The organism is Rhodothermales bacterium, assembly GCA_013002345.1.
Taxonomy (GTDB): Bacteria; Bacteroidota; Rhodothermia; order Rhodothermales; family JABDKH01; genus JABDKH01.
Window position 1 is genome coordinate 1 of the sequence record JABDKH010000093.1, and the last position, 18,974, is coordinate 18,974.

An 18,974-nucleotide genomic window follows, 5' to 3' on the forward strand; every position below is an offset into this window, starting at 1 on the left:
GTATCGAGGTCGGTAAGTTCGCCGATCTCATCGCCGTTCGCGCGAATCCAATCGACGACATCACGACACTGCACGATGTCGTCTTTGTGATGAAGGGCGGCCAGGTGTATCAGGCGCCGGCAGGAATCTGGGAGTAGTGGACGCTGACGAGCCGGACTGAATCGACGAATGCTGCCGGGGTCTTCGATTCCGACCGTCCGCGATTCCCGTGTGGTGATACGAACGCCACGCACAGGCACCGGAGCCTGCGTATATTTTGTGCTACACACTGTCGCTTAACATGAGCCAAAGATCCCATAACTCTATGCACAACAAAAACTTATGGTTGTATTCGATCAGTATTCTGCTGCTCGCTGCGTGTACAGACGCGGAGCGTCCGGACATGGCTGACGATTCCGCGGCAACTTCGATTGTCACACAACAGATCGACTATACGTCCGGCGACGTTACGATGAAGGGCTATCTCGCCTATGACTCGTCGATCGACGGCCAGAGGCCTGGAGTGCTTGTCGTGCACGAATGGTGGGGTCACAACGAATACAGTCGTCGGCGCGCGGAGATGCTTGCTGAGCTCGGTTACACCGCACTGGCCATCGACATGTACGGCGACGGCAAGACAGCCGAGCATCCCGACGACGCTATGGCGTTCGCACAACAGATCGGCAGCGACATGGACGAAGCTCGTGCGCGCTTCGAAGCAGCTCGAGCGCTTCTGGCAAGACACGAGACGATTGACGCCGAACGCATCGGAGCTATAGGCTACTGCTTCGGTGGTAGCGTCGTTCTGGAGATGGCCCGGAGAGGTGTCGATCTCGACGGCGTAGCCAGTTTCCATGGCGGACTTGGCACGGCCGCGCCAGCTGCCAGGGGAGCCATCTCAGGAAGCATTCTCGTGCTTCATGGCGGATTGGATCCGATGGCTCCTGCCGAGCAGGTGCAAGCCTTCCGAAATGAGATGGATGCGGCCGGAGCTGACTACGAAGTCGTGGTCTATGATGACGCCACACACGGTTTCACAAATCCCGCTGCGGACTCAGCCGCTGCACGATTCGAGCTTCCGCTGGCGTACAACCCTGACGCCGATCGTCAGTCGTGGGACAAGATGAAAGCATTCTTCGCTGACGCCTTCTCAGACTAGTCAACTATGTCCAAGTATTCCACCGGATATCTGGATTACGTTTTGACGAAGTCCACTTGCGCCTTTATCGGTGATCTGAAGTGGACCTGAATCCTGCTGTTACCTGGCAAGCCCCGTCGCAGTGGCCGCGCATCGTCTCCATTGACGCGCACACCGCCGGAGAACCGCTGCGTGTCGTGGTCGATGGATTCCCGGATCTGACAAAGGGCGCCGTTCTGGATGTGCGACGCTACGTCAGAGACCACCATGATCATCTCCGCAAGATGTTGATGTGGGAGCCGCGTGGACACGCCGATATGTATGGCTGCCTCATTATTCCTTCGGCAACAGCAGATGCTGACTTCGGAGTGCTGTTCCTCCACAACGAGGGATACTCCACGATGTGCGGTCACGGCATCATCGCAATCGTCACTGTCGTCCTGGAGACTGGAGTGATGCCGATCACGGGATCTGAGACGGAAATCCGAATCGACACGCCGGCCGGTCTCGTTACAGCCAGGGGGCACACTCGAGACGGCAGAGTGGAGAAGGTGACGTTCACCAACGTATCCTCCTACGTCGAAGGTCTGGACGAATACATCTCCATTGCGGGGCTCGGAGAAGTGCGCTACGATCTTGCGTTCGGTGGCGCGTACTACGCCATCGTGAACGCCGCGGATGTCGGACTTGATTGTACCCCGGACAACTACCGCGCGCTGATAGATACCGGAATGGCCATCAAGCGTGCCATAACAAGAAGCAGAACGATTTCGCATCCGAACGACGAGGATCTTGGATTCCTGTATGGAACGATTTTCACTGCACCTGTGAGCACCAAAGGTGTGCACAGTCGCAACGTATGTGTATTCGCAGATGGCGAGGTAGACCGAAGTCCGACGGGCACCGGTGTCAGCGCCCGCGCTGCCATTCATCATGCGCGTCGTGAGATCGAACTTGGCAACTGGATCGAGATCGAGAGTATTATCGGGAGTCGATTTCGTGTCAGGGCCGTGTCGGAAGACTCATTCGGAGGACGCGACGCGATTATTCCCGAGGTAGAGGGTCGTGCGTTCATCACGGGCCGTCACGAGTTTGTCATAGATCCCGCCGACCCGATGTCGACGGGATTCCTTCTTCGATAGCGCTATGAAAATCCGTGTCCTTTCGGGTGATGATGTCGCAGCGGTGCTCTCCATGAAGACCGCTATCGACCTGATGCGGGATGCGTTCGTGCAGCTGTCGGCAGGGGAGGCGCACGTCCCGCTGAGGACGAGGATCGATGCCGAAAAGACCGGGTGCGGCGTCTTGATCATGCCGGGCCATCTTCCGAATGAATCCAGTATCGGACTGAAGATTGTCTCAATTCAGGATCGCAATCCGGCGCGTTCTCTGCCGACGATCCAGGGGTTGATGATCGTTATCAATGACGATACCGGTGAACCCGTGGCGATGATGGATGCGGAACGGCTGACGGCCATCCGTACGGGTGCGGCCTCCGGGCTGGCAACAGATCTACTGGCCAATGCCGACTCATCCGTGGCTGCAATCTTCGGCGCAGGACCACAGGCAGAGACGCAACTTGAAGCCATCGCTGAAGTGCGCAATCTGGATATTGCTTATGTCTACTCTCGCCCTGAGGACAGCGCCGAGACGTTTGCCGAACAGATGTCGGCTCGGCTGGGCATCCGCGTCGTCTGTGCTGAGTCTCCCACGGAGCTTCGGAACGCGGACATTATCTGCACCGCCACGACCTCGATCGATCCTGTGTTCGACGCGAACAACGTCAAACCGGGCGCACACATAAACGCCATTGGATCGTTCAGTCCCGACACCATCGAAATCCCACACGAACTTGTTGCCGGCGCGATCGTCGTCGTGGATCAACGTGATGCCTGCTTGCAGGAGGCGGGGGAACTGGTGCAGACGATCCAGGCCGGCTTGATGCAGGCCGGCGACGTGCGAGCTGAGCTGGGAGAGATTGCGGCAGGTCGGGCGAAGGGTCGGCGATCCCAGACCGACATCACCCTCTTTAAATCCGTAGGGAACGCGGTTCAGGACGTGGCAGCCGCGAGGTTTGTGTTCGACAGCTCCGTCGATCAGAATCTGGGTACGATCGTAACCCTTTAGGCGTTCAGCGTGCCGACCGCAAGATCACGTGATCTCGTCCAACGTGATCTCAAACGTCAAGTCTTTCCCGGCCAGGGGATGATTGGCATCAATCGTCACATGCGTATCAGTCATTTCGGTGACGATGACCATCATTTCCTCGCCGTCCGCATGACCGACGACAAATCCCTGTCCGACGACCAACTCTACATTGTCCGGAAATCGGTCCCGCTCGACGGACGTCACCAGGTCGGATATCGGCTCGCCATATGCCTCCGCTGCCTCAATGATGACAGTCTTTGTCTCACCCACAGGCATTCCGATAACGGCAGATTCGAACCCGGTGATGACCTGCTGCTCACCAATAGTAAACTCTAGCGGGTCGCCGCCTTCGGACGAATCAAAGGTGTCGCCGTTTTCGAGGCGGCCCGTGTAATGCACCTTAACGGTATTACCGTTCTCCGCTACTTTCATAATCATCTGTCTGTGGATCAACTGGGGCGAGAGGATACGATTGGACTGGTTAAGAAATGTCCAAGTTCTTCGTCACTTGCTCGCTACGGCGTATTCTTTGATCGAATTTGACACGATTCGTCCCCCGATCCTGAGGCGGTTATGAAAGTCATCCTTTTGATCTTCGCGATAGTCGCTTTGGCCGGCTGCCGCGCTACCGACGACGCACCAAAAAGTGACGGCAAGCTGGTCCTCGCGTACAACGTACTGGTCGATCCGGCTGCCGACACCTATGACGTGCATGTCATGAACCTCGACGGCACGGAGTCGCGAAATATCACGAACCGCGAAGGCGTCGATTGGATCTATGCGGCCGTTGGCGACCGCTTGTTTTTCGTGTCAGACCGTGATACGACACACCGGACGCTGTTTCTCTACGAAATGGATGCGAACGGCGAGAACGTGCGCAAGATCTACCCGGAGCGTGTTCACGATTCCTGGATCGGCATCCGGAAAGACGCTTCGGAGTTTCTCGTGACCACCAACGTTTTCGATGTCCGCTCACTGGTGTTAATCGACCGCGATGGCAAAGAGCTCGACGTCGTGCTTTCCACCGGTGCCCATCTCATCACCGATCCAGTTTTTTCTCCGGATGGACGGCACATCGCTTTCAGATCAGGAGAGAGCGGGTTGGATGAAATCTGGATAATGACCGACACAGGGGACAGCCTGCGACAGCTGACGCACTATCCCGATTCCAATGCGAAATTGACCGATCGCTATTTGCATGCCGGTCCGCCTTTCTGGGAGTCGAACCAGAATGTGATCTCCTACACATCCTTCCAGAACGATAATTACAGCATCTTCGTGATCAACCCGGATGGGAGCGGCCTGCGTCAACTCACGCCCGACGACCAGGAGGAGGGCTGGCATTCATGGTCCCCGGACGGAACTCTGATCGCGTACGATGGTGCGAACCCGGAAGAACAGAATTATGATATCTATCTCATGAACGCGGACGGGACAGACGTGCGCCGATTGACGACCGACCCGGCGTTCGAGCAGGCTGCCGTGTTTGTGAGGCTTCCGGCAGAGTAGCGACGGTGTCGCTCGAATCGGATAACGTACTTCAGCACTAAAGAAGAGAATGGTGTCGACACGATGAGAGTGTTTTGGTCGGGATTACTGATTGTTCTGGTTTCCTTTTCGGCCGCGTGCGACAACTCAACCGCGGTGCAGGACGACGACGATGACGGAGTTCCTCAGACCATCGGCGACTGGCAACTGGTCTGGAATGACGAGTTCGAAGGCGACCGCGTGGACACGGGGAAGTGGAGTTTCCAGGTTGGCGATGGCTGCGACATCGGACTGTGCGGGTGGGGCAACAATGAACTTCAATCCTACACGACGACGAACGCTTCAGTCGAGGACGGCAAGCTGGTAATCACAGCAGAGCGCGAGTCGGTCGGCGGCAGGGATTACACGTCGGCACGCGTCCGGACAGCAAACAAAGGGGACTGGAAGTACGGTCGGTTTGAGATTCGCGCCAAGCTGCCTCCGGGCCAGGGGTTCTGGCCGGCGATCTGGTTGCTACCTACGGACGGGACGTACGGAGGGTGGGCGGCATCCGGAGAAATTGATATCATGGAGGCGCAGGGCCAGGCCCCCCGCACGGTTCTCGGCACATTGCACTACGGTGACACCTTTCCCAACAACCAGAGTAGCGGAGGAGCGTACTCGCTACCATCCGGCTTTTTCACGGATTCGTTTCACACGTTCGTTCTGGAATGGTCTGAAGGTCGGATGTTGTGGTATGTGGACGACGTGCCCTACCAGGTACAGACCGAATGGAACACGGTTTCGGCTCCGTTCCCGGCGCCGTTTGACCAGCGCTTTCATCTGCTGTTGAATGTCGCGGTTGGAGGGAATTTCGTGGGGGCGCCGGATGGCACCACAACATTTCCCCAGTCCATGGAAGTCGAATACGTGAGAGTATATCAAAAGCCTGATGCCCAGTAGCAGATGACCTGGTCGCCTCGTGCGGCGCCGAGTCGCGGGGTCAACCTGACGATTCATCGGAAGTTGTGTGCGGATCCGGCGACCAATCGGGTCTATCTTTACAGCAGAACGGGCCGGTCGAAGCTCGTTCCTGATTGGCGGAAAGGCGGCATGAAGGCGAGCGATATCGCGCGAGATGCGGATCAGCAGTGAGGGTGGACATGCTTGAGTGGTTTGCGCAGTACGGCCCTGTTACACAGAGTCTTTTTGCGGGGTTATTTACCTGGTCGATCACGGCTCTGGGGGCGGCCCTCGTCATCTTCACGCGGGGTGTCTCGCAGAAAGTCCTCGACGTCATGCTCGGCTTTGCGGCTGGCGTGATGATAGCCGCAAGCTTCTGGTCGCTGCTGTCGCCGGCTATCAGCATGGCACAGATGCAGGGTATTCCGGCATGGCTGCCCGCGACCGTTGGATTCGTGCTCGGCGGTGCATTCCTCAGGATGGCCGACGCCGTGCTGCCCCACCTGCACCCGGGCCTCCCGGTTCGGCAGGCTGAGGGGATCAAAACCTCATGGGAGCGGGCGACACTGCTCGTGCTGGCGATCACGCTGCACAATATTCCGGAAGGACTGGCTGTCGGTGTGGCGTTCGGCGCCGTAGCCGTGGGAATGCAGGCCGATGGCGGGGCATCGCTCGCTGCAGCCGTTGCGCTGGCCATTGGAATCGGAATTCAGAATTTTCCCGAAGGCATCGCGGTAGCGTTGCCGTTGCGTGGCCAGGGCGCCTCAAGACTCAAGAGCTTCTGGTACGGCCAACTGTCCGCAATCGTCGAGCCGGTGGCGGCCGTTACCGGCGCGGCTGCGGTGCTTGTTTTTCAGCCGATCCTGCCCTACGCCCTGGCATTCGCAGCCGGCGCAATGATCTATGTTGTTGTTGAGGAACTGATCCCCGAATCTCATTATCACGGTAACGCAGACCTTGCGACAACCGGGACTCTGGTGGGCTTCGTCGTGATGATGGTCCTGGATGTTGCCCTGGGGTAGGGCGATCCACCCACAATCAGACGCATCCAGATCTCTGTTCAAAACCGATGATCGGATGGCAGGCCGGTCAACTCGTCTTAAATTTCGTTGATTCGACTACAATCATTCCGACTAAGATCATGACCAGATGCCTCCCGTACCTATCTCTGGCTTTTTTCATCGCGATACTTCCCGTCGACGCGCGAGCTCAACTCTCCGGGCCCGAAGCAGCGATTGTTGACTACGTCGACAACCACACCGAAGAGGCTGTCGACCTGCTGGAACAGATCGTGAACATCAACAGCGGGACCATGAACGCGAAGGGCGTTCGTGAAGTGGGGAGCATCTTCGAGGCAAAGCTGAAAGAGATCGGCTTTGAGACCAGTTGGGAAGAGTATCCACCGGAAATGAAGCGCGCCGGCAACCTGTACGCCGAACGTTCGGGCACCCGTGGCAAGCGGGTACTGTTGATCGGGCATCTCGACACCGTATTTGAGGAGGACAGCCCGTTTCAGCGATATGAGCAGATCGACGACTCAACGGCAAAGGGACCGGGCGTGGAGGACATGAAAGGGGGAGACATCGTTATCCTGTATGCTCTCAAGGCCCTTCATGCAGCAGGTGCACTCGACGAAACGCAGATTGTCGTGGCCCTGATGGGCGACGAAGAATACGCGGGCCGGCCTGTCTCGATTTCCAGAAAGGGTCTGCAAGAGATTGGCAAGAGGAGTGATGTCGCCCTGGGATTCGAAGGCATGGCGGGATCGACGGGTACCATCGCTCGCCGGGGTTTCAGTGGATGGCAACTCACGGTGAAAGGAAAGCGGGCGCATTCCTCCGGAATCTTCTCCGACAGCGACGGGGCGGGAGCCATCTTCGAGGCGGCACGCATACTGCATGGCTTCTATGCGGACATTCGCGGTGAAGACTACCTCACATTCGGTGCGGGTATCATACTGGGTGGTACGCGCGTCGAGTACGACAAGCAACTTTCGACAGGAACCGCCTTCGGGAAGTCCAATGTCATTCCAGAAACCGTGATTGTAGACGGTGACCTGCGGGCGGTCTCTATCGATCAATTGAAGCGCACGCAGGAACGGATGCAGGCCATCGTCGCCGCGCACCTTCCGCAGACGTCTGCGCAGATTACGTTTGATGACTCCTTCCCTCCGATGGGTCCGACTTCGGGCAACAAGCGTCTTCTGAAGAGTCTGAGCGACGTAAGTGTTGATCTTGGCTACGATCCGATTGTTGCGCTCGATCCGCTGCAGAGAGGCGCTGCGGATGTGTCCTTCGTTGCTGAGTACGTCGACGCCGTCGATGGCCTGGGGGCTGGAGGGTCTGGCGGCCATACACTGTACGAGACAGTCGACCTTCGGACGATTCCTCTTGCCATCAAGCGGGCCGCCGTTCTTATCTATCGTCTGACGCGATAATTGTGGGTCGCGGACGCCGTAATGCCGGTGCGGGAAAGCGAATGACTGCGTTGCCGGGTTTTCCCCGATAGTCACGCCCTGATCTGTCCGGTATTATTTCTGGAGAAGCGGTGGCGTTTATCGAATCGATCTGCATGTAGCCCGGAGGTGTTTCAACCATGAATACTGGTTTCGAATCTCGCCCAGCACCTGCCTCAAGCCTGTCGGGCGCTGTCGTTTTTTTTCTTGCCCTGCTGATGCTCGCGGGTTGCAGCGGGGAGAGAGCAGCCGCTGACTTCAAGATTGTGGGTTATGTTTTTGGAGGGCGCGGGAGCCCGCCCTTCGCCGTGGATGCTGGACGTTTGACACACATCAACTACGCATTCACTCATATTGAAAACGGCGAAGTTGTGCCTCCCACGTCAGCCGACTCCGTCAATCTCGCATACCTGCGTTCCCTGAAGTCGGCCAACCCGACGCTGGCCATCCTTATCTCGATTGGTGGATGGAGTCGCTCGGAAGGATTCTCGGATGCCGCACTGACGCAAGAGAACCGAGAGAGATTCGCCCGATCGGCTGTCGAGTACATGATGCAGAACGGACTTGATGGCGTCGACCTGGACTGGGAGTATCCGGGTCAGCCGGGAGCCGGCAACACCCATCGACCGGAGGACCGCGAGAACTTTACGTTGATGCTGAAGACGCTTCGCGAGCATCTCGGCCGTGCAGCCTCCGAGGACGGTGACGCTAGTCGTCACTATCTGCTAACCATCGCGAGTGGAGCCAGTCAGACCTACCTGGACCATACGGATCTTGGTACGGCTCATCGATATGTTGATTTCATCAATATCATGACCTACGATTTCTCCGGCACATGGACGGATACAGTATGGCACCACACAAATTTAAGGGCACCGGCCGGCGAGGGAGGCTCAAACCGGGGATCGGATCGCGCCGTTGACGAGCATCGCCGCGCGGGCGTGCCTGGTGATAAACTCGTGCTGGGAGTAGCTTTCTATGGACGCGGATGGGCCGGCGTGCGTGGACTGAATCAGCCGGCCAGCGACAGCGTTTTCGGCCTGCCCTACCACTCGATCGCCGGTCTGGAAGGCAGCGGTCAGGGTTTCGTCCGACAGTGGGATGAGGACGCTCAGGCACCGTATCTGTGGAACGACGACACGGGTACGTTTATCACATATGACGATACGGTATCTCTTCGGAAGAAAGTTCAATTCGTCAAGGACGAAGGCCTCGGCGGAGTCATGTTCTGGGAGCACAGTGCAGATACGACGGGTGCCCTCCTGAGAACTCTTGATTATCATCTTCGGTAGCCACTCACCAAACATCTACAGGACTCGGTGTGAGCAAACGAACTCTATACTTCAGTCTACTGGCATCTTTCCTATCGACTTCATTCGGTCTATCCGGATGCGAGATCATGAACGCTGAGAACGAACAGCTTCTGCTCCGCTGGGGCGTTCTGGACAATCATCTTGACGCCGGATTCAGTTCGAGGCTCACGCTGATCAACAGCACGTCCGTGCCTCTGGAGTCAGAATGGACGATCTATTTCAATTTCCTGAGGGTCGTGGATTCAGAGTCCGTGACGCCTCCTCTGACGATTGAACACGTCAATGGAGATCTCTTCAGGATTCGACCCCGCGACAATTTCGGCTCGCTTCAGCCCGGCGACTCGGTGCAAGTAGAGTTCCGGTCGGCCGCCTGGGCTGTGGGGGCGACCGACGGTCCTGCCGGTGCCTACATCGTGATCGGTGACGAGTCGTCTGCCAGACCGGCAATCAAGTCCGTCGAGGTCGAGATCGAGCCCTTCCTTGACGAGCGGCAGACGGATCGAGGATCAAGCGACAACAAGCCGGTGCAGACTCCGGATCTGGACTACGCCCGCAACCGCGCGATTACATCGTTGGCGCCCGCCGAGGTCATGCCCGTCACTCCGACGCCGATTATGGTGGAGTGGTCTGATGGAGAGGTAGAACTGAGTGCGGGCTTGACCATCAGCGCTCCGCAGGAACTACGAGGGGAGGCCGAGTTGCTCGCCGACCGCCTGTTCGATTTCATCGGCATCGCGCCGGCCGTCTCGGAAACCCTCGACGATGATCGCAGCCTGATTCGTCTGCGCCTGCAAGAAGCTACCGACGCGAATCTGAGCGGTGCGGACGACGAACGCTACACACTCCTCGTGGATCCTGCGGACGGGATCGACATCGTGGGAGCCAGCGGGGCCGGTGTCTTCTACGGCATCCAGAGCCTACTGGCGTTGATTGATCCTGAAGTCCGGGATACCGGGGAAGCCAGAGTACGGGCAGTGCGGATTTTGGATGCGCCACGCTTCGGCTATCGCGGAATGCATCTCGACGTCGCACGGAATTTTCAGTCGAAGGAAAGCGTACTGAAGTTGCTGTACGTGATGTCGTTCTACAAGCTCAACAGGTTTCACTTTCACCTCACGGACGACGAGGGCTGGCGCCTGGAAATTGCCGGTCTGCCGGAGCTCACTGACGTCGGGGCGTTCCGCGGGCACACAGCCGACGAAAGTGATCACCTGGTTCCGTCGTTCGGCTCAGGTCCGGACCCCGATCCGCGGGTCTCCAACGGAAGCGGCTTCTATTCGAGAGAGGACTACAAGGAGATACTGCGCTTTGCTCATGAGCGGCACATCGAGGTCATCCCTGAGATCGATGTTCCGGGACATGCACGAGCCGCGATCGTGTCCATGAAGGAGAGGCATCGTCGCCTGATGGCTGCGGGACAAGAGGATGCAGCGGTCGAGTACATGCTGACGCATCCCGATGACGAATCTAAGTACATGTCGGTTCAGCACTGGAACGATAATGTCATCGATGTATGCATGTCTTCGACGTATGATTTTCTGGAGCATGTCGTGCAGGATGTCGTCGACATGTATGACGAGGCTGAAGTCCCGCTGACGACCATTCACACAGGTGGTGACGAAGTACCGGCAGGTGTCTGGTCGAAATCTCCGGCGTGCGCCGAACTCATGGCCGCAGAAGGTGACAAACACCTGCCCTCGTATTTCCTGGACAAACTGAACAACATCATCTCGGGGCACGGACTGGCGACGGCCGGCTGGGAAGAAGTGGCACTGTACGTGGATGAGGCCGGCGGCCATTCAGGCAAGAAGCCGGATGTCACGCTGCTCGAGAAGGGGATTCGGCCCTACGTCTGGAACAGCATCTGGGGAGCCGGATCGGAGGAACTCGGCTACCGTCTTGCGAACGCTGGTTTCGACATTGTTCTATCGAGTGCAAGCAACCTGTATTTCGATCTGGCCTATGACAAGCATCCGGACGAGCCCGGCTATTACTGGGCCGGGTACGTGGATACGCGCAAGCCGTTTGAACTGGAGCCATACGATCTGTACCGAAGCGGCAAGGAAGACCTGATGGGCAACCCGATCTCCCAGTCCATTTATTCGGATAAGGAAGTGCTGACAGAACGGGGTCGGTCCAATATCCTTGGCGTTCAAGGGCAGCTGTGGGGCGAGAATGCGAAAGGATCCGGAATGATGGAGTACCTCGCGTTTCCGAAACTCATCGGCCTGGCCGAGCGCGCATGGGCTCCTCAACCTTCCTGGTCGAAGGCCCCGACGATGCGCGAAAGAGATTCCGCCCTTGATGCGGCGTGGAACGAGTTTGCAAATCGACTCGGCAGTCGTGAGCTCCCCAGACTTGACGTCACATTCGGCGAAGTCGGATACAGAATTCCACCACCCGGTGCCGTGATTGAGGCACGTCTGCTGAAGGCTAACGTCGCATTTCCGGGTCTCGAGATTCGCTATACGACTGACGGCTCGATACCCGAGGCTACATCTGCCCTCTATACGGGTCCGGTGGAGGTGAGCGGTCCCGTCCGGCTGCGAACGTTCAATCGGCGAGGTCGGGGGAGCCGAGTTGTACGAGTGGACGTATCAAGCATTTAGGAGAGTAGACAGGTACCTCGTATGCATGCCCGGCCCCGACTTCGAAGATCATCACGTCGAATAGTGACGCTGGCTGTGTCGGTATTGCTGTTCGGACTCGCCTCATGCGCGACCACCGGCTCGAGTGGATCGGGTGAGAGTCGCGACATTATAAGCGAAGAGGAGCTTGTACAGTGGGGTTCGACGTTCAGCAGCGCGTATCAGATTGTCGAACAATTGCGTCCGCAATGGCTTCGGCAGCGTGGCAATGTGAGCCTGTCACCAGGGTCCGGCCCTGTGGACTACATCGTTGTGTACGAAGACCGCAACCGCATGGGCGATCCCGAGGTGCTGCGGACTATATCAGCCCAGAACGTGAAAGAGATTCAGCACTACTCGACAGGTGAGGCCATCCAGTTCGGGCCGCCGGATCACCCGCACGGCGCCATTGTCGTTCGGACGAAGTCCGGTCGATAGCTCGAGCGCTTCGGAGCTCACGGAAGTTTCCCGGCCGCGCCATTCCATGTTGGACTGATGGGTATCCGGCCGGATACGACGTGAATCCAGGTGCCTACGTGACTCTCAGTTTCCTCCACAACCTGAACACGAGAGCTCCGGACAGGATCGCCACCGTCGCCAGGACCAGGCCTGGCCCAAGATTTCCGTAGATCACGAAACCGACGGAGAACAGTGCACCGTAGATGGTGAACGCCCCGAAGAGCATGCACAGTATCTCAATCGGTACCTCCCACGCGGCTCCGAGACCCTTCAGTTCTACTCCGTCTCTGCCGGCCTTCTGAACGATTCGCTCCCAGCCGGGCCCCCCGGGTCGAACGAGATTATAGAACGAGTAGAGTGTTTCCGCGTCGGACGGCTTCGTTACCAGCGTTACTGCCACCCAGGCAACGGTTGTGATGGCGACGCCGACCAGTAATTGCAGATGGCCGGAGACCTCGGCTAGTCCAAGGGACACGTGCACGAACTGGAAATACACGGCAACAAGGAAGGAAACCACCATAGCTGTGATTTCGCTCCATGGATTGATCCTCCACCAGAACCAGCGGAGAATGAAGATGAGCCCCGTTCCTGCTCCAATCTGCAGCAAGATGTTGAACGCCTGAAGGGCATTGCTCAACGCGAGTGCGAGGAGGGCGGCGAGAACCATCAGACCGACGGTCGAGAGGCGCCCGACCCGCACCTGGGCCTTATCGTCAGCCCCGGGATTTACAAAGCGCGTGTAGAAGTCGTTGACCACGTACGACGATCCCCAGTTGAGATGCGTGGAGATCGTCGACATGAAAGCAGCAATCAGCGACGCGACGACCAGCCCCAACAGTCCGTGGGGCAGGTACGTCAACATGGCCGGATAGGCGAGGTCGTGTCCGATAACCGACGCGTCAACATTCGGGAACGCTGCCTGCAGTGAGGCGAGGTCTGGAAAGACAACGATGGAACATAGCGCGACGACGATCCACGGCCATGGCCTCAGCGCATAGTGGGCTGCATTGAAGAAGAGCGTCGCGCCGATCGCATGTCTTTCTGTCTTGGCCGACAGCATCCGCTGCGCGATATACCCGCCGCCGCCCGGTTCCGCCCCCGGGTACCACACACTCCACCACTGAACCGCCAGCGGAAGAATGAGCAGGCTGATAACCGCCTGGGTGTCCGAAAAGTCCGGCAACAGATTCAGTTTGGGAAGGACATTCTCGTGGGTTAGCAGTGCATTGAGCCCTCCAACCTCGGGCAGATTGACAGCGATGATCGCCGCCCCGATCGCTCCAATCATCGCGATGAAGAACTGAAAGAAGTCGGTGATCAGAACTCCCCGCAAACCGCCAAGTGCACTGTAGGCAACAGTTACTACGGAAGCGATAAGCAGGGTCTTTACCGGCGTCAGGTCCAGCATGACGCCGGCGATCTTGATCATCGCAAGCGATACGGTCGCCATGATCAGGACGTTGAAGAAAACGCCCAGATATAGCGCTCTAAATCCTCGCAGGAAGGCTGCTGCTTTACCGCTGTACCGGATCTCATAGAACTCCAGGTCCGTCAGCACTTCCGACCGACGCCAGAGTTTTGCATACACGAACACGGTCAGCATGCCCGTAAGCAAGAAAGCCCACCAGACCCAGTTCCCGGCTACTCCGCGCTGGCGGACAATGTCGGTTACGAGGTTGGGCGTGTCGGCCGAAAACGTCGTGGCCACCATCGATACGCCGAGCAACCACCATGGCATGTTGCGACCGGACAGGAAGAATTCGGACGAGTTCTTGCCCGCCTTTCTGGAGACGCCGATGCCGATCGCCAGCGAGATGACGAAGAAAAGAATGACCGAAAACCAGTCTATGGCGTGCAAGACCATGGCGACTCCACTCTTCAGGGTTGCAGGACGCGGGACCGGTTCCTGAGTGCGCTGGCCGGTCCGCCTTATGATACCAAAGAAGCGTCACAGAATCCGGGGTCGGGGGTCCGACTCAGATTAAGTGGCCGGCGGATATCAGGGTGACCGCCAGATCTTTGACTCCGCGTTGGTCGAATATTTCAGGCGTTGACCATCCGCGGTCGTGTAGGTGGCCTCGACGATGAATGTGTCACCGGTCACTTCGAAACGAACGACTCCAGGTTGTCTGCCGGTTCGCCCGAGTTCATCCAGGTCCAGTTCCTCAAGAGCGGTTGCCCATCGGCCATTCGTCTCACGGAACCGCTTCTGTTCATGGTACACCCTCATCAGTAGATCGCGAGTCGCGAGCGACGGATCGGGGACAAAGCTGGCGCTGTCCGGCTCCGCCGTTGAGAACTGAACAAATCCCCAGCGCTCCGGCCGGTGCATGTCGACAATTCCCTGCGGAGACCACACCCAGTTGTCCTCGCTCGTGTCTGCCAACTTCTGATATAGGCCGTCGACGACTTCGTGCTGCCACTGTACACGGGAGAAATTTATCCGCCACTGCTCGCCATCGGCGGGTGGCACGGGACGCGAGCTGTAACGTTCGAGTCCGGACCACGGGATGGCCACCTCGACCGACCAGAACTGGTCGGTGTCCCACGGAGCATTCAAGCTTCCTTCCACGTGAACGGCCGAGCGCAGGCCCGGAATATTTGTGCCGTGCGTAGCAGGCCCGCCATCCTTATAGGGGCGGTCGAGCGTGAGCTCCCAGATCGTGTTCAGTGCGTTCACCTCGAACTCGTAGTACAGGTGATTGTCACCGTCGGGATCGATGAATATCTCGAAGTCATTGTCATAGAAAATCACCGCGTTCCTTTCCACGAGACGACCCCAGACATGCGGCTCTTCGAGCAGAGCAGATACATACAGGTAGTCATCGTCCCACAGGAGCCGCGCACGCGTTCTGTGGCGCGGTGAAGGCCAGTCTTCGCCTCGAATATCTACGAAAAACTGTGTCCATGCCGCGTCCTGCCAGGCGATATCGGTGAGCCTTCCATCGATTCGAATGGGTTCGATGGCGCGATAGCACACGTAGCCCCTGGGTGTAATCGGCCCCATTGTACCCCAGTCCTGCGCCTGGACGGTGACCAAAGTCAGGCTCAAGCACGCCATGCAGGTGACCAGCAGTGCTGTACCCTGCTGTGGTGCGGTACTGTGATTCTCACGCATCATGTGTGGGGGAGTCATTTTGGAGCAAGCACGCCAAATGCTGCGACACCGTCATCGTTGTTGGCGACCAGCACCATCGTTCCGATCCGCGTGCTTACGAGTCGAAGTCTTCGGACGTCCCATGGAGCGAAGAAACCGCTGTCACGAGAAAGCACGGTTCGGAATTTCATATTACCGAGTCCGACGAGGAATAGCCCGCGGCCGGCATCATATCGTCCCTCTTCTGCGCGGTTTCCGAAGTCGTTGCCTGCAATCAAAAGATCCTTGAGGCCGTCTCTATTGAAGTCAGCAACGATCATGTCCTGCACCGGAGCAAATTGCGCTTCGATCGGCAGTTCCACCGGGCGAAAGGTACCCGTTCCGAGGTTCTCAAAAGCGACCGTCGCGAACCCGGTGACGTCGAGCTTCAGCGCGTCGGCGAGCTGGTCCTCCGAGAATATATCCTGCAGCGTCGCGGCCGAGTACGACTCATAGTCCGTGTATTTCTTCTTCAACATCGTGATCTGTTCGAGCAATTCGTCTCGCGTCGCGACCGGCCAGCTCTTACCCATGATGAAGTAACTTATCACGGGATCCACTACTCCGTTGCCGTCGAAATCCGCCGCATGCAACGTCGCCGGTTGAGTGGGAGAGGCCTTCATTTGTCCGTTGAGGCCTCGATTTCCCGCTACGATGTCAAGGTCTCCGTCACCATCAAGATCGGCCGCCTTGACGCAGTTCCACCAACCTGTCTCTCGTTGCAGTCCGACGGTACTCGTGATGTCATGAAAGCGAATAGTCTCGCCGTCACCCGTTCTCTCAAAGACGCGAATGGCCATCCATTCACCAACGGCAATCATTTCGTGCGTACCGTCCCCGTTGATGTCTCCCCACGTCGCGCTCGTTACCATTCCCATGTTTGATATCGGTGGAGCTATCCGGTCTGTGGCGTCGGAGAACTGACCCTTGTCGTTCACGAGGAGGTAGCTGCGCGGCGGCAGCGGGTACTGTCCGGGAATAACCCGTCCGCCGACAAACAGGTCGATGTCGCCGTCTCCGTCGAAGTCATGCGGAGCGACCGTAGCGCCACTGGTTGGCATGTCCGGAAGGGCGTCGACGGCACGCGAGAAGCCTCCGAATCCGCTGTTGAGATACAGCCGGTCCTGATAGGAGGACAGACTGTCGATCTCGTCGTTACCACCACTGACTACATACAGGTCGGCGTCGCCGTCGTCATCGGCATCGAAGAACACGGCGTCCACATCCTCGAAATCGCGATCTTCGTCGAATGAAGGCACGTCCACGGGGCGGAACGTACCGTCGATGGCCTGGATGTAGAGTTGGCCAGATTGTCCGCGCGCCCCTCCGAGGAATAAGTCGTGCAGGCCATCTCGGTTCACGTCTGCGGTCGAAAGCGCGGGTCCCAGCCGCGACAGCATGTGGGGCAGGAGTCGGTCCCGACGATAGTCGACGAACGGATCTTCAACATGAACAAAATCAATGCCCTGCGCATCCGGCAGCTTGACGAACTGAGGCTCGGTTGCCGTGGCATGCTCCGGCTGAACATCGGAATCGGCATCCGAAATATCGACCGTGATCGTCGAGTTCGCCGCGGCCTCAGCTATCGATTGCCGCGCACCGCCCGGCCACTGAACTTCGATGCCAGCCGCCTCCGCACTGCCCAGTCCAAACAGTAGCAGCGGCTCAACGGAAGACTGGTAGCCGCGCGTCGGCATGAGGTGCTGTATCTGTCGCATGCCGTCCGCAGTCGTAACTGAAACGCTGGCACCGATCCCCAGTCGATTTCCGTCCGGTCCCTTCAGACGAATCCGCAGGTAGTTAGCTGCGGATCTCATTTCAGAATTATTCCGATAAACGTAGGCCTCGCGATTCACGTTGTTAACGACCAGGTCAAGGTCTCCGTCGGCGTCGAGGTCTCCATACGCCGCCCCGTTCGACATGACCGGTTGTCCAAGGCCCCAGGCCTTCGTCCGGTCGCTGAATGTCATATCGTGCTCGTTCCTGAACAGGTAATTGGAGATCTCGGTTGATGGCATCTGACGCACGAGTTGGTGCAGATTCGATCCACCGCCGCGCTTTCGCTCTTCCTCGAAGAAAGTGGGCGCCTTGTACTTCAGGAAGTCCATGTTCGTGTAATCGCGCATATAGCCGTTCGTGACGAACAGATCCTTGAAGCCGTCATTGTCGTAATCGGCGAGTAGAGCCGACCAACTCCAGTCCGTATTCGAGATGCCTGCAAGCTGGGCGATCTCGCTGAACGTCCCGTCTCCGCTATTCAGCTGCAGCGTGTTCCGCATGAACTGCGGATGGTATCCCGACTCGAGTTGGAGGTAGTGGAGATCCCAGGGATCGGGGCCCTTTAGCAACTTCTGCCTCTTGTTGTCCTCAGGGAGCATGTCCAGGACGAAGATATCCGGATGCAGGTCATTGTTGATGTCGGCGATATCCGAGCCCATTGATGTGGCGGACGTGTGACCGATCCATGATCGGATGTCTTCCCGAAAAGTCCCATCGCGCTGATTGATGTATAGATAGTCGTCCTCGACGTAGTCGTTGGCCACATAGATGTCGAGCCAGCCGTCTCCGTTCACATCGCCGATCGACGCGCTGAGCCCGAATCCGATCGGGTTGCCAATGATGCCGGCGTCCGCGCTGATGTCAACGTACCGGCCGTCGTCATTTCTATACAGCTTATCACCTGCGTACGGGTCTCTCTGCTTCTTCATCCACTCGACATCGAAGCGGTGGTATCGCTTGATCGAATGATTTACAAGAAAGAGGTCGATGTCACCGTCGTTGTCATAATCAAAAAACGATGCCTGCGTTGAATATGACGGGTCGTCGAGACCGAAGTCAGCCGCTCGCTCGGAGAACTTCAGATTGCCACGATTGATGTAGAGGAGATTTCTGCGTGACTCCGGTTCGTCCATGCCGGATCTGCAAACGTAGATATCGAGGAGCCCATCGGCATTGACGTCGGCCATCGTCACACCGGTGTTCCATCCGCCGTTGCCACCGACCTTCGCCTTGCCAGTCTCATCCGAGAATCGAAATTCTCCCTGGTTTACATACAGGGCATTCTCACGCATGTTGGCGGTGAAGTACAGGTCGGGCAGGCCGTCACCGCTGACGTCGCCGACGGCCACGCCGCCGCCGTTGTAGAAGTACTCATACTCGAGGACATTTCGCTCGTCGTCCTCCTCAATCGTATTGACGAAAGAGATGCCGGTCCGATCTGCGCCCAAGAGCGTAAACAGTGGCTCATCCGACGTCAGGCCGACAAGGATTGCGGCCAGCAAGATGATGC

Annotated in this window: 15 protein-coding genes; 11 read left to right on the forward strand and 4 right to left on the reverse strand. The window is 57.8% G+C overall.

The genetic code is table 11. The features are described from left to right. The 4 genes from HKN37_04770 to HKN37_04785 form a co-directional block, all read left to right on the forward strand. The coding region (locus HKN37_04770) for a hypothetical protein (GenBank protein NNE45956.1) at window positions 1-137 on the forward strand (137 nt) is incomplete at its 5' end. Window positions 138-382: 245 nt separating this feature from the next. Beyond that, window positions 383-1,138, forward strand: a complete 756-nt coding sequence (locus tag HKN37_04775; protein NNE45957.1) for a dienelactone hydrolase family protein — start codon at window positions 383-385, stop codon at window positions 1,136-1,138. 86 nt (window positions 1,139-1,224) lie between these two features. Beyond that, window positions 1,225-2,259, forward strand: coding sequence for a proline racemase (locus HKN37_04780; protein ID NNE45958.1), 1,035 nt, complete (start codon window positions 1,225-1,227; stop codon window positions 2,257-2,259). Between the two features lie 4 nt (window positions 2,260-2,263). Continuing rightward, window positions 2,264-3,244, forward strand: a complete 981-nt coding sequence (locus tag HKN37_04785; GenBank protein NNE45959.1) for an ornithine cyclodeaminase — start codon at window positions 2,264-2,266, stop codon at window positions 3,242-3,244. A gap of 24 nt (window positions 3,245-3,268) precedes the next feature. Here HKN37_04785 and HKN37_04790 read toward each other — a convergent pair whose 3' ends face one another. Next, entirely contained in the window at window positions 3,269-3,697 is a 429-nt protein-coding gene (locus HKN37_04790; GenBank protein ID NNE45960.1) for a peptidylprolyl isomerase, read from the reverse strand. Between the two features lie 141 nt (window positions 3,698-3,838). On the opposite strand from HKN37_04790, the gene HKN37_04795 reads away from it, so the two are divergent. The 7 genes from HKN37_04795 to HKN37_04825 all read left to right on the forward strand — a co-directional run bounded on the left by HKN37_04795 (window position 3,839) and on the right by HKN37_04825 (window position 12,528). Beyond that, window positions 3,839-4,774 carry a hypothetical protein gene (locus HKN37_04795; GenBank protein NNE45961.1) on the forward strand — a complete coding sequence of 312 codons (936 nt, stop codon included), beginning with the start codon at window positions 3,839-3,841 and terminating at the stop codon, window positions 4,772-4,774. A gap of 63 nt (window positions 4,775-4,837) precedes the next feature. After that, on the forward strand, window positions 4,838-5,695 hold the full coding sequence (locus tag HKN37_04800; GenBank protein ID NNE45962.1) for a glycoside hydrolase family 16 protein: 858 nt from the start codon (window positions 4,838-4,840) through the stop codon (window positions 5,693-5,695). Between the two features lie 200 nt (window positions 5,696-5,895). Then, window positions 5,896-6,717 carry a ZIP family metal transporter gene (locus HKN37_04805; GenBank protein NNE45963.1) on the forward strand — a complete coding sequence of 274 codons (822 nt, stop codon included), beginning with the start codon at window positions 5,896-5,898 and terminating at the stop codon, window positions 6,715-6,717. A 257-nt stretch (window positions 6,718-6,974) separates the two neighbouring features. Beyond that, the gene (locus HKN37_04810; protein NNE45964.1) at window positions 6,975-8,132 is read left to right on the forward strand and encodes a M20/M25/M40 family metallo-hydrolase; all 1,158 of its coding nucleotides are present in this window, start codon (window positions 6,975-6,977) and stop codon (window positions 8,130-8,132) included. 158 nt (window positions 8,133-8,290) lie between these two features. Continuing rightward, window positions 8,291-9,442, forward strand: a complete 1,152-nt coding sequence (locus tag HKN37_04815; protein NNE45965.1) for a glycoside hydrolase family 18 protein — start codon at window positions 8,291-8,293, stop codon at window positions 9,440-9,442. A 107-nt stretch (window positions 9,443-9,549) separates the two neighbouring features. Next, entirely contained in the window at window positions 9,550-12,072 is a 2,523-nt protein-coding gene (locus HKN37_04820) for a family 20 glycosylhydrolase (GenBank protein NNE45966.1), read from the forward strand. 21 nt (window positions 12,073-12,093) lie between these two features. Further along, on the forward strand, window positions 12,094-12,528 hold the full coding sequence (locus HKN37_04825; protein ID NNE45967.1) for a hypothetical protein: 435 nt from the start codon (window positions 12,094-12,096) through the stop codon (window positions 12,526-12,528). Between the two features lie 94 nt (window positions 12,529-12,622). Here the strand turns inward: HKN37_04825 and HKN37_04830 are convergent, their stop codons facing one another. The 3 genes from HKN37_04830 to HKN37_04840 form a co-directional block, all read right to left on the reverse strand. Next, entirely contained in the window at window positions 12,623-14,413 is a 1,791-nt protein-coding gene (locus tag HKN37_04830; protein ID NNE45968.1) for a Na+:solute symporter, read from the reverse strand. A gap of 135 nt (window positions 14,414-14,548) precedes the next feature. Then, on the reverse strand, window positions 14,549-15,670 hold the full coding sequence (locus HKN37_04835; protein ID NNE45969.1) for a carbohydrate-binding family 9-like protein: 1,122 nt from the start codon (window positions 15,668-15,670) through the stop codon (window positions 14,549-14,551). 11 nt (window positions 15,671-15,681) lie between these two features. Then, on the reverse strand, window positions 15,682-18,974 hold a 3,293-nt coding region (locus HKN37_04840; GenBank protein ID NNE45970.1), incomplete at its 5' end, for a VCBS repeat-containing protein.